Raw genomic sequence first — 10742 nt, 5'->3', positions numbered from 1 at the left:
AGAGTCCCGGGATCGTCCGCCGGTGTTACGTAGTAGCGGTAGCGCTTGTTGCCCTTGCGCGCATGCGAAGGGATCAGGCGTCGACCTGTCTCGTCAAAGAGTTTCCCGCTCAGCAGACTCGGATGCGCCGCATGGGCCTGGCTCTTGTGCCCATTGCGCTGGGCTTCGAGCTTGGCCTGCACGGCGTCCCACAGACTTTTCTCGATCAGCGGCGGGTGTTGCCCAGGATGCATCTCTCCCTTGTGCACCATCTGACCGATGTAGACCGGGTTGCTCAGGATGCGGTACAGGTGCCCGCGGCTGAACGGCTTGTTGCCTCCGAAGCCCGGCCGCTTGTGTTCCCGTTCGGGCGTGAGCCAGCCGCGCTTTTGCAGTTCTTCACCCAGCTCGGTCACGCTCCCGAGCTTCAAGTACAGCTCGTAGATCTCCCGCACCCGGGGCGCCTGTTCCACATCGGCTTCCAGTGTCCGGCCCTTGGCCCGGTAGCCCACGGGTGGAATACCACCCATCCACAATCCCTTGCGCTTGGAGGCGGCGATCTTGTCCCGGATGCGTTCACCGGTCACCTCGCGCTCGAACTGTGCGAACGACAGCAGCACGTTCAAGGTCAGCCGGCCCATCGAGGTCGTGGTGTTGAACTGCTGGGTGACCGACACAAAGGAAACCCCCTTGGCATCGAACAGATCCACCAGCTTGGCGAAGTCGGCCAGGGACCGGGTCAGGCGGTCTACCTTGTAGACCACGATCACATTGACCTTGCCCGCTTCGATGTCCTGGATCAGCCGGCGCAGGGCCGGGCGCTCCACGTTGCCGCCCGAGAAACCACCGTCGTCGTAGGCCGTGGGGATCAGGCTCCAGCCCAGACCCTTCTGGCTGAGCACGAAGGCCTCGCAGGCCTCGCGCTGTGCGTGCAGCGAATTGAAGTCCTGCTCCAGCCCTTCCTCGGAGGACTTGCGCGTGTAGATCGCACAAGACAGTGCTGGCAAGGCCAGAGCGCCGGAAGAGACAGTCGGTTTCGTGGCCATCAGCGCCGCACCCCGAAGAACACCGGCCCGGACCAGTGGGTGCCCGTGATGGCCTTGGCCACCGCACTCAGGCTCTTGTAGGTCTGGCCCTGGTGGGCAAAGCCCTGGGGCAGGACCAGCACCTCGTGGGTGACACCCTGCCATTCCCGCAGCAGACGGGTGCCCGGTGCCAGCACCGGAGCAGAGGCGGTGCTGCGCAGGACACGTTTGAGGCGCGCCGCGCCCTTGGGGCCACACCAGTCGTTGTCCAGCATCTGGTCCTGCGCGTGCCAGGACAGGACACGGCGTATCAGGTTCACCTGCACATGGGCCGGTGGCTCCCGATCGAACAGGGACCGCCAGCGCTCGACCAGTGTGGCCCGGTCCGCCTGAAGGATCTGCTCCACCACGCTCATGCTGCCGCCGCCTCCACGATCCGGTAGAGATGAACACCATCGACCCGCTGGCATTGCACATCCAGACCCAGGCGCTTGCGCAGCGAACCGCTGAGCATGCCGCGCACAGTGTGGGACTGCCAGCCCGTGAGCGCCATCATCTGCTCCATGCTGGCACCCGCGGCACTGCGCAGCATGGTGATCAGCTGGGACTGTTTGGTGGTGGTGACTTCAGGGGCCTGGGCGGGTGCTGTCTTGGCCCTTTTGACCGCGGGCTTGGTGGCGGCGGCTGCCTTGGTACGAGTGCCTGACGCGGCACGGGCCTGCTTGGCCGAGGAAGATTTGGAAGAGGGGGACGGTTTGCGTTTCATTGAATGCTCCAGTGCCAACAGCGGCACGGAGCAAGTAACGCTCTGTCTTCACGACGGATCAACTGATGCAGCGCAGTAGCCGTGGTGTGTGGTCGTGATTCACATCCCGTGCTTGCCTTGCAAGTCGCTCTGCGGCAAGTGGTGCGGGCCGATCAGGCGGCAGAACGGCCCTGAGTCCATGACGAAGCCGAATTCGCAGGCCCTGAGAGGCGCCACTGATCGATGGAGGTGAACTCCAGCTTGCACTGCACACAGCGGTACGCTCCGCTGGGAGTCATGGCACCGCTGGCGTCGCGCGCGATCACCGGACGGTAGGCGGTGGCTCCACAACGGTGGCAGGCGTTCGCTGGGGTCTTGTTGTCCATGGCTGCATTGTGCTGGCCAGCGCACAGATGGGAACAACAAAAGAGGGGATCAATCCATCTCGGCGTGAAGTTCTGCCGCCAGATTCAGCACCTGTTTTCTGCGCTTTGCATCCAGCCGGGTGTACTGAATCAGCAACTCGGCCAGCTTGTCGTCTTCGCAATAGAAGTAGGCCGCCGGCGCATTGAGCACCTGTCCCAGGTTCTGGGCGGTGGCAAAGGGCGGTTCGTGAATGCCGGTCTCGTAGCGGCTGATGCGGGCGCTGCTGGAACTCTCGTCCAGTCCGATCATGACGCCCAGCTTGTCCTGCGGTACCCCTGCGCGATTGCGGGCGGCGCGCAGGCGCCGACCGAATAGCGTTGAAGTGGGGGATTGCCGAGGCATTCATCGATATTCGTAGAACGCTCTGTACATTTATCTACGTTATTCGTAGACTAAAAAGTGATCTCAGGGAGGACGCTGGCTGTTCGGCAATGGGATCGCGTCAAGAAGACAATCCCATGAACCAGAACATCGATACCGAGAAGCTGCCCGAAGTCGTGCGGTTCATCCCCCGCATCCTCGCCGCCCTGCGCGAGATGAACGGCGTGGCTAAGGCCGGTGCCGTCAAGTCTGCTGTGGTGCAGGCCATTGATGAAGCCGGTGAGAAGGTCAACGACCAGATGCTGGCCAGCGGCGTACCCAAGTACCAGAACGACATCTACTGGGCGCGCATGTACCTGGTCAATGCGGGTCTGCTGGAGCCGACCAAGACGGCAGGGCACGGGATCTGGAAACTCACCACCGAAGGCTGGGAGTCCCCCCTGGACATGGCCACCGCGGCGGCGATCTACTTCAAGACCGCGAGCAAGGCCAGCAAGAACAAGGACGAGGCGGACCTGCCCGCGCCCAGCGGTGACGACCTGCAGCAGGACCTGGAGGGCACGGTCAACTGGCAGGTGCAGCTCAAGGACATCCTCTGGTCGCTCTCGGACAAGGGGTTCGAGCACCTGTGCGCGGCCATCATGACCGCCAACGGTCTGGACCAGACCAAGGTGACCGGTCAGTCCAACGACAAGGGTGTGGATGGCATCGGACTGATGTACCTGGACGACGCCGGTCTGTTGTCGATCCGTGTGGCCTGGCAGTGCAAGCGCTACACCGGCAACTCCACCGTCAAATCCGAAGAGATCCGCAACTTCCGCGGCTCGCTGGACCACACAACCGATCATGGGATCTTCTTCACCACCTCGACCTTCACGGCCGAGGCCATGAAAGAGAGCGAGGCCCTGGGCAAGACCCCCATCCGCCTGGTTCCGCTGGACCAGCTCATCCAGATGCTCTGGAAACTAAAACTGGGTGTGACCAGCGATCCTGAACCGGTCGTGGACGCAGCGTTCTTCGAGCAGTACAAAAAGACTTGGCCCAGTGCTCCTACGCTGCAATTGCCGTTGACTGCCTCGGCACAGTCGTCCAATGATGTGCTGTGTTGATCATGAAGAGCCTTCACCCCCGCAAAAATGACGCCGGCCGCCTTGTGGAACTCAAGGCCCCCAGCGCGCCCACGAGCCTGGAGAGCTGGGCGGATCCACTTGAGCGGGCCACGGTCATCCCGGACGGGCCGATGCCAGCCAGGCTGAATGGCATCGACGTGGTCTCCTGGATAGGCGCGCCCACCGACACCGCCGCATGGGCGACCCTCGCGACCCAGCAGAGCGAGGACTTCACCGAGCCAGCGATGACGACCGCACCCGGCAAGTTCGCCGCTTCGGGCGTGGTGATCCTCGAGAGCGATGGTCGGGTCTGGGTGGTCTCGCCCAGCAACCAACATGGGGGTTATGTGAACACCTTCCCCAAGGGCAAGCTGGACTCCGGAATGGGCCTGCGAGCCAATGCCCTGAAGGAAGGATTCGAGGAATCAGGCCTGCAGGTGGTGCTGACCGGGTTCCTGTGCGACTCGGTGCGCAGCACCTCCGTGACCCGCTACTACACCGCCAGGCGGGTAGGAGGCCACCCGGCCGACATGTGCTGGGAGAGCCAGGCGGTGCATCTGGTGCCACGGAACCTGCTGAGCAGCTTCGTCACCCACCCGAACGATCAGGGTGTTCTGCAGGCCTTGGCAGCGTTGGGCTGAGGACCCAGGATCAAGGAGCCAGAAGCATGTGGATTTTTCTGCCGAAGAGTTTCATCAGCGTGGTCCAGAAACCCGGAGACACAGACACGCTCACGGTTCGGGCCCGCATCAAGGGCGACATCGAATCGGTGTTCCCACAGGCAAAGGTCGATGTGAACCAGGGGACGGACTACAAGTACCGGGCGAGGGTGCCCCGAGAAGCCGTGGCCCAGGTGCTGCACGACCAGGTGATGAACCTGGACTGGAGCAACTTCAAAGGAGCCGTGAAGGCCAAGAAGCGGCACGACGCCTACATGAACGTCTGGTCGGCGATGTATGCGGTGCAAGACCGCTGAAAGCCAATACGTTGGTGATCCCGGCGACTGCGATGTGTGCGGTCGACCGCTGAGGGATGAACAGTTTTTCTGCGACGCGCAGTTGCCGGCACACGGTGGCCGGTGGGGCGTTCTTTGCAAAACCTGCACGGTGACCGAAGGCATTCGAGCAGCGTGGGGCAGGGCGCAGTTCTACGAGCGGGAGACAACCAGTTCTAGCGGTCCATCCGCTTCTTCACAACCGGCTGAAGTGCTATGGCGCTGCGTGGCCGGGCAGCCTCCGGCCGACGTTTCCTGATTGTCTTGACTTGTGTTTTGTCGTCGGCAAACTGTGCCGCCACACACCGCTCATCAAGAAGAACAGATATGCATCACAACTGGTTCAGCCGCCTGACCGGCTTCAACGAAGAGGCCTACGCCACCACGCAGGCGCAGCTGGAAGTTCAGGGCAACACTCTGCGCTCCAAAGTAAATGGCCGCAGCTTTGGCATCGGTCGGTTTGAGATGGTTTCGCTGGCCGAACTGCGGCAGAGGGTGGCTCAGGATCAGGTGAAAGCGGCACCGACACAGGTGAGCATCGTCACCGGCGACGTGAGGCAGATGCACCAGATGCCGCAGTACGCGGGGGCGCTGTTCCAGGTGGCCAGCCAGTTCAACGCGCTGGAGATGGTGGGACCCAGCGTCACCCCGGAAGACGGTGTGACTCGTTACGAGCACGACCGCACGCAGGGGCCAGCCTGCGCCATCGCCGCAGGCGCAGCCACGATCTACCGCAACTACTTCGTGCCGGTGGGTGAGCAGATCGGGCAGAACGCCGAGCACCAGCTCGACGGGCTGGCGGATCTTGGAGCCGCACTCAGTGCCAAGCTGGGTTGCCCAGTTTCCGATCTCTGGCACATGCAGAACGGATACGCGCTGGCGAGCAGGTCGGGGCTGGACAAGATTGCTGAGCTGTTGCTGAAGATGGATGACGCCGCCAGAAGTGAATTGGCCGGGCATCTGAGGATCGGCTTGCACCAAGACGTGGAGGTGACCGATGGACCGACCTCAACGGAGCAACTGGTTAGCCAGGCGTTCTGCTCAGCGCTTCCCGTGGCCTACGGCAGGGTCGCGCAGCCGCACTGGCAAGGCTTCGCCCAGCTCGTGCTGGATGCGGCCTACGAAGCCACCGTGTGGGCAGCCGTGCTCAACAGCCGCCAGGGCGGTTCGAACACCGTGCTGCTGACCATGCTGGGAGGCGGTGCATTCGGAAACGCAACGGAGTGGATTCACACCGCCATCGAACGCGCGCTCAAGAAGGCGCAGGGCCACGGCTTGGATGTGCGGCTGGTGAGTTATGGGCCTCCGTCGGCGCAGATGAGGGAACTGGTGAGCGTCGAAGCGGCCGGCCTGTAGTCCAGAACTTTCCGGTTTCCGTGGGGGAACGTCAGTCGCGCTGGGCCCTCACCTCCGATACGTTGCTGTGTCGGAGCGTTCTTCGCCGCGGTAGTGGCCACTGAAGACATCGTTCGTGTAGTAGCGCTAGTGAAGACCTGGAGTCCACGACCGACCTTGCAGCTCAGAACGTGAATCCCTCCCGAGCCTTGAAGAGCTGCGCTGGCCGTTGCGGACCACGCTCGTACTCGTCCAGTTCCACCAGGTCTGTTGAACCCTTGAGTCGACGCCGGAACACGCTCTTGTCCAGGTCACGGCCGAGGATGGCTTCACAGACCTTCTGCAGTTGGGTCAGGGTGAACTTCTCGGGCAACAGGTGCAGTGGCAGCACGTCGTCTCCCACCCGCGAGCGCAGAGCTCGCAATGCGGCCTGCAGCTGTTCCTCATGGTCGAAGGCCAGACGGTGACGGGGACTGGAGGCACTGACCCACTGGACAGCTTCGACCTTGTTGCGCACGATTGCATTGATCTTGTCCTTGGGTAGCAAGGCATAGAACAGAGTGGCAATGGACCAGCCTCGGGGATCACGGGTGGGGCCACTGAAGGTGGACACCTCGGCCACATGCGGCAGCTCTACGCTCACCTTGTGGGCCAGTACACGTCGAGCGGCAGCCATCAGCGAGTCGTCCAGGTGCGGCTTGAGGACGCCACTGGGCAGTGCCCAGTGGCGGGCATACGGATCTTCGGCCCGTTTGACCAGCAGCACCTTCAAGCCGTCGTCGTCCACACAGAACAGGGCCACGTCCACACCAACCAGAGGAAAAAGCTCTCGCACGACGACCATAGTTGCAGAGTGTCAATATGTGGTTATCATATTGGCATTGTGCCACTAAGGGTTGACGATATGGCGTATGACATCGTGGGAGATATTCATGGGCAGGCGGACAAGCTGGAGGCGCTGCTCGAGACCATGGGCTACCAGCGCAAGGCAGGTGCTTACCGCCATCCGTCGAGAACGGCCATCTTTGTGGGCGACTTTATTGACCGAGGCCCGCGCCAAGTGGACAGCTGTCGCCTGGTCCGCGAGATGGTGGACGCTGGCAGCGCACAGGCGGTGATGGGCAACCACGAATTCAACGCGGTAGCTTGGTTCATGCAGGATCCAGAAGGCGAAAGCGCAGAGCACTATCTGCGGCCGCGCCACGGCGAGAAGGGAATGAAGAACCGCCACCAGCACCAGGCCTTCCTGGCCGAAGTAGAGGGCACTCCCATGCATCAGGAGCTGATCGCCTGGTTTCTGACCTTGCCCCTTTGGCTGGAGCTGCCTGAACTACGAGTTGTGCACGCCTGCTGGCACGACGGGCTGATGTCCTCGCTGGCGCCACTGCTGGGGCCTGGTCGCACTCTGATGCCTGAGCTGATGGTCAGGGCGAGTCGTCAGGGTGACCCAGTGTTCGAGGCTGTGGAAACCCTGACCAAGGGCATCGAAGTGCCACTGCCCGATGGGCACTTCTTCCACGACAAGGACGGGCACGAGAGGCGCAACGTCCGCATCCGCTGGTGGGAAGAGGGCAGCGACACCTACCGTGATCTGGCGATCATGCCGGAGCCTGAGCGACAGAAGTTACCGGACCTGCCGCTGAGCGCGAAGGCCAAGCCTGTCTACGACAAAAGCAAGCCTGTGTTCTACGGCCACTACTGGATGCACGGAGACCCGGTGTTACAGGGCAGCCACTTTGCATGCGTGGACTACAGCGCCGGCAAGGGAGGGCCGCTGGTGGCTTACCGGTGGGAGGGAGAGGAGGAGCTTGATCCACGCCGATTCGTAGGGGCGGCCTAGGCAAGAACACGGCGCTGTTGCAGACGCTCCTTTCCTGCTGTTGATCTGCTAATTGCACTGCACTTGTCACTGCAGGAGGCAAGGAGATATGAGCGTCTGCAAGTGGAAAAAAACCAGCAGCTCACGGGTGTCTAGGAAGCCCGGGTCGATTCAACGCCACATGGTTCATGTCGTTGGACGACGCACGAGGCAAAATCAAAGCTTGGCGGCAGTACTACAACGAGAGTCGTCCCCACTCATCGCTGGACTGGACCACGCCCGCCGAATTCGCCCGTCGTTGCAGGCAGCTGCCCGCAACGACGATCTCAGAGGAGCCGGAAATCTCCACTTCTGAGCGGTACTGAATCGGGTACAGGGTCACAGCATGTCCACGGACCCGCTTACGCTGGGCCCAACGATGGCTCAAGACGTTGCTTGAAGTTCCACCAGTGATTGCGCTTGACCAACGGGTGGGCGCGGCGGGGGTAAACCAGCGGCGTGAGCTGGTAAAGCGGCTGACAGTCCAGCCCGGCGACATGGTAGCCACGCGGCCGCGGCGAGATCGCAAGGTCAAGTGCGCCGCCTTGCAAGCTGGCAAGCATGCATCCTTCATCAGCGCTCGACATGTCCAGGCGGCGGCGAGGTTGGCAGGTCAGCAGGCCAAATCGCGCGAAGGGGAAGTGCGAGAGCTGTCCGGGCTGTGTTGCCGGTTGGGATCGCCCAGACTTCGTTCAGCGCTGGTGCGGAAACAGCTTCTCGATCGGGCAGTGCGTCTTGATGAAGGGCGACTTGATCACGATGTAGCTGAAGTACTTCGCGATGCCGATGTTGCGCTCCAGCAGCTCTTCGATCACTTCCTGGTAATGGTTGACGCCGCGGGTGAGAAAGCGCAGCAGGTAGTCGTAGCCGCCGCTGACCAGGTGGCATTCCAGCACCTCGTCCACCTCGCGGATGGCCGCCTCGAAGCGCGCGAAGTCTTCGCGGCGGTGGTCGGCCAGCGTGACCTCGGTGAACACCGTGAGCGTGTCGCCCAGTTTTTCCAGCCGCAGGTGGGCGCCGTAACCCGCGATGTAGCCCGCCTGTTCCAGCCGCTTGACCCGGATGAGGCAGGGGCTGGGCGACAGGCCCACCGCGTCGGCCAGATCTACGTTGGTCATGCGCCCGTTTTTCTGCAACTGGGCCAGGATGCGCAGGTCGAGTCGGTCGATCTTGGTGGCGTCGTTCATCACGGTGTCCTGTGGACTGTTGGAGTGCAGGCATTCTGCAGCGTGACAGCGGCCTGCGGAACTGTGGAATACCAGTGCTCAGCCTTTCAGAGCCGCGCGCACATCGGGCTCCGTCAGCACGTCGTCGAGCGTCTTCTTCAGGCGTTCGAACATCTGGCTGAAGTCCGACTCGGTGAAGGTGAGTGCTGGCGCGAAGCCCAGGCAGTTGTCGCTGAACGCACGGAAGATGATGCCGTTCCTGTAGGCGGTGGCCGCCATGCGGTTGGGCAGGTCCAGCGCGGCATCGAAGCCGGCTTTGGTGGCCTTGTTGCTCACCAGCTCCAGCGCACCCAGCAGGCCGCGGTGGCGCGAGTCGCCCACCAGCGGGTGGGCCAGCAGGTCGTCCAGGCCCTGCGCGAACACCGGGGCCACGCGCTGGCCGTTGGCCAGCACACCGCCTTCTTCGTACAGGCGCAGCACCTCCAGCGCCACGGCCGCGCTCACCGGGTGAGCCGAGTAGGTGGCGCCGTGGCCGATGGGGGCGCCCTTGGGCGCGCCGTCGGCAATCGCCGCATAGACCTGGTCGCTCATCAGCGTGGCGCCCATGGGCACGTAGCCGGATGTGAGGCCCTTGGCCACGGTCATCAGGTCGGGCTCCACGCCTTCGGCGTCGCAGGCGAACATGGGACCGGTGCGGCCGAAGCCGGTGATGACCTCGTCCACCACGAACAGGATGTCGAGTGCGCGGGCGGCCTCGCGCATGGCCTTGAGCCAGCCCTTGGGCGGCACGATCACGCCGCCCGAACCCTGGATGGGTTCGCAGAAGAAGGCGGCCACATTTTCAGCGCCAAGTTCGGCCACCTTGGCCTTGAGAGCCGCCACCGAGGCGTCGATGATGGCCTGGCTGTCGGCCGGATTGGCGGCGCGGTAGGGGTTGGGCGAGGGGATGTAGTGCTGTGTGGGCAGCGGCAGGTCGAAGCCCCGGTGGAACACCGGCAGTGCCGTCAGGCCCGCGCCGGTGGACGAGGAGCCGTGGTAACCACGCTCCAGCGCAATGAAGTGCTTCTTGGCCGGTTTGCCGATGGCGTTGTGGTACTGCACGATGAAGCGCACCGCCGCGTCCACCGACTCCGAGCCGCCCAGCGTGAGGTACACGTGCGGCAGCGACGCGGGCGAGATCTGCACCAGCTTGGCGGCCAGGCGAATGGCGGGCTCGCTGCTGAAATGGAAGTACCCGGTGGCGTAGGGCAGCTTGCGCATCTGTTCGGCGGCGGCCTGCACCACGCTTTCCTGGCCATAGCCCACATTCACGCACCACAGGCCGGCAAACGCGTCGAGCAGTTGCTGGCCCTTGCCGTCGGTCAGCCAGATGCCCTGGGCGCCGGTGAGGATGTTGGGACCACGCTCTTCATGCACACGCCAGGGCGCAACGGGGTGGATGAGGTGGGCACGGTCCAGCGCATCCAGTGTGGCGATCTGGGGGAGGGCTTCGGAGTGGGTCATGGCGGCATCCATTGGTGACAGGAGGACAAGGACACGAGGGGCGGTGCGACCGGCACTGCAGCACCTCTTCATGGGCTCAAGGTTAGGGGGATTGCCCGGCAAGGTGGTGCTGCTTTGAGGGGCTTGCGCGCAGCAGCGTGCGGTTATTGGAGGCCAGACAGCACATCGTTTGGATGCGACCGTCCGGGCGCGTTGGTGTGTCGTTCGAGCGGCGGCGAGCGCCCGAACCGCGCTGGCAAAAAATGCCAGGCCCCCAGCGGATTGACAACGAATCTGCGTGC

Annotated in this window: 13 protein-coding genes and 1 pseudogene; 6 read left to right on the top strand and 8 right to left on the bottom strand. The window is 63.2% G+C overall.

Annotated elements, in window-relative coordinates:
* From HFL01S_RS22835 to HFL01S_RS22820, 5 genes are all read right to left on the bottom strand, one after another.
* A partial coding sequence (locus tag HFL01S_RS22835; protein ID WP_169802369.1) for a recombinase family protein occupies positions 1-1025 on the bottom strand: 1025 nt, incomplete at its 3' end.
* The gene (locus HFL01S_RS22830; protein WP_066263204.1) at positions 1025-1420 is read right to left on the bottom strand and encodes a DUF2924 domain-containing protein; all 396 of its coding nucleotides are present in this window, start codon (positions 1418-1420) and stop codon (positions 1025-1027) included. The genes HFL01S_RS22830 and HFL01S_RS22835, both read right to left, overlap by 1 nt.
* On the bottom strand, positions 1417-1770 hold the full coding sequence (locus HFL01S_RS22825; RefSeq protein WP_066263203.1) for a DUF3489 domain-containing protein: 354 nt from the start codon (positions 1768-1770) through the stop codon (positions 1417-1419). The genes HFL01S_RS22830 and HFL01S_RS22825 overlap by 4 nt, the downstream gene beginning before the upstream one ends.
* Positions 1771-1922: 152 nt before the next feature.
* On the bottom strand, positions 1923-2135 hold the full coding sequence (locus HFL01S_RS25255) for a hypothetical protein (RefSeq protein ID WP_133157146.1): 213 nt from the start codon (positions 2133-2135) through the stop codon (positions 1923-1925).
* A gap of 49 nt (positions 2136-2184) precedes the next feature.
* The gene (locus HFL01S_RS22820; protein WP_066263199.1) at positions 2185-2517 is read right to left on the bottom strand and encodes a helix-turn-helix domain-containing protein; all 333 of its coding nucleotides are present in this window, start codon (positions 2515-2517) and stop codon (positions 2185-2187) included.
* A gap of 116 nt (positions 2518-2633) precedes the next feature.
* Here HFL01S_RS22820 and HFL01S_RS22815 point away from each other — a divergent pair, with 116 nt between their 5' ends.
* The 4 genes from HFL01S_RS22815 (at position 2634) to HFL01S_RS22800 (ending at position 5955) form a co-directional block, all read left to right on the top strand.
* Positions 2634-3605 (top strand): restriction endonuclease, encoded by a 972-nt coding sequence (locus HFL01S_RS22815; protein WP_066263196.1) that lies wholly within the window; start codon positions 2634-2636, stop codon positions 3603-3605.
* 2 nt (positions 3606-3607) lie between these two features.
* A complete protein-coding gene (locus HFL01S_RS22810) occupies positions 3608-4246 on the top strand; it encodes an NUDIX hydrolase (RefSeq protein WP_066263194.1) in 639 nt (212 codons plus the stop codon).
* Positions 4247-4272: 26 nt separating this feature from the next.
* Complete coding sequence (locus tag HFL01S_RS22805) at positions 4273-4581, top strand: hypothetical protein (protein ID WP_066263191.1); 309 nt, start codon at positions 4273-4275, stop codon at positions 4579-4581.
* A 345-nt stretch (positions 4582-4926) separates the two neighbouring features.
* Positions 4927-5955, top strand: coding sequence for a hypothetical protein (locus HFL01S_RS22800; RefSeq protein WP_066263189.1), 1029 nt, complete (start codon positions 4927-4929; stop codon positions 5953-5955).
* 163 nt (positions 5956-6118) lie between these two features.
* Here HFL01S_RS22800 and HFL01S_RS22795 read toward each other — a convergent pair whose 3' ends face one another.
* Positions 6119-6736: an NUDIX hydrolase gene (locus HFL01S_RS22795; RefSeq protein WP_245644904.1), complete on the bottom strand. Its 618-nt coding sequence runs from the start codon at positions 6734-6736 to the stop codon at positions 6119-6121.
* A gap of 102 nt (positions 6737-6838) precedes the next feature.
* Between HFL01S_RS22795 and HFL01S_RS22790 the strand changes: the two genes are divergently transcribed.
* Positions 6839-7774 (top strand): metallophosphoesterase, encoded by a 936-nt coding sequence (locus HFL01S_RS22790; protein WP_066263184.1) that lies wholly within the window; start codon positions 6839-6841, stop codon positions 7772-7774.
* Between the two features lie 143 nt (positions 7775-7917).
* Positions 7918-8118, top strand: a pseudogene (locus HFL01S_RS24900) (integrase core domain-containing protein); the annotation flags it as partial.
* Positions 8119-8484: 366 nt separating this feature from the next.
* On the opposite strand, the gene HFL01S_RS22785 reads toward HFL01S_RS24900, so the two are convergent.
* Together HFL01S_RS22785 and HFL01S_RS22780 are read right to left on the bottom strand one after the other, a co-directional pair.
* A complete protein-coding gene (locus HFL01S_RS22785) occupies positions 8485-8979 on the bottom strand; it encodes an Lrp/AsnC family transcriptional regulator (RefSeq protein ID WP_066263181.1) in 495 nt (164 codons plus the stop codon).
* 78 nt (positions 8980-9057) lie between these two features.
* A complete protein-coding gene (locus HFL01S_RS22780) occupies positions 9058-10461 on the bottom strand; it encodes an aspartate aminotransferase family protein (protein WP_066263215.1) in 1404 nt (467 codons plus the stop codon).
* Between the last annotated feature and the right edge of the window lie 281 nt (positions 10462-10742).

The organism is Hydrogenophaga flava NBRC 102514 (assembly GCF_001571145.1).
Taxonomy (GTDB): Bacteria; Pseudomonadota; Gammaproteobacteria; order Burkholderiales; family Burkholderiaceae_C; genus Hydrogenophaga; species Hydrogenophaga flava.
Note: the sequence above shows the minus strand (reverse complement) of the source record. Positions and strands in the feature narration are given on the sequence as shown.

Bases quoted from the DNA above. Each gene is read 5' to 3' on its own strand.
- HFL01S_RS22830 (WP_066263204.1), bottom strand. From the start codon at position 1,420: ATGAGCGTGGTGGAGCAGATCCTTCAGGCGGACCGGGCCACACTGGTC.
- HFL01S_RS22820 (WP_066263199.1), bottom strand. From the start codon at position 2,517: ATGCCTCGGCAATCCCCCACTTCAACGCTATTCGGTCGGCGCCTGCGC.
- HFL01S_RS22790 (WP_066263184.1), top strand. From the start codon at position 6,839: ATGGCGTATGACATCGTGGGAGATATTCATGGGCAGGCGGACAAGCTG.
- HFL01S_RS25255 (WP_133157146.1), bottom strand. From the start codon at position 2,135: ATGGACAACAAGACCCCAGCGAACGCCTGCCACCGTTGTGGAGCCACC.
- HFL01S_RS22785 (WP_066263181.1), bottom strand. From the start codon at position 8,979: ATGAACGACGCCACCAAGATCGACCGACTCGACCTGCGCATCCTGGCC.
- HFL01S_RS22780 (WP_066263215.1), bottom strand. From the start codon at position 10,461: ATGACCCACTCCGAAGCCCTCCCCCAGATCGCCACACTGGATGCGCTG.
- HFL01S_RS22825 (WP_066263203.1), bottom strand. From the start codon at position 1,770: ATGAAACGCAAACCGTCCCCCTCTTCCAAATCTTCCTCGGCCAAGCAG.
- HFL01S_RS22810 (WP_066263194.1), top strand. From the start codon at position 3,608: ATGAAGAGCCTTCACCCCCGCAAAAATGACGCCGGCCGCCTTGTGGAA.
- HFL01S_RS22800 (WP_066263189.1), top strand. From the start codon at position 4,927: ATGCATCACAACTGGTTCAGCCGCCTGACCGGCTTCAACGAAGAGGCC.
- HFL01S_RS22805 (WP_066263191.1), top strand. From the start codon at position 4,273: ATGTGGATTTTTCTGCCGAAGAGTTTCATCAGCGTGGTCCAGAAACCC.
- HFL01S_RS22815 (WP_066263196.1), top strand. From the start codon at position 2,634: ATGAACCAGAACATCGATACCGAGAAGCTGCCCGAAGTCGTGCGGTTC.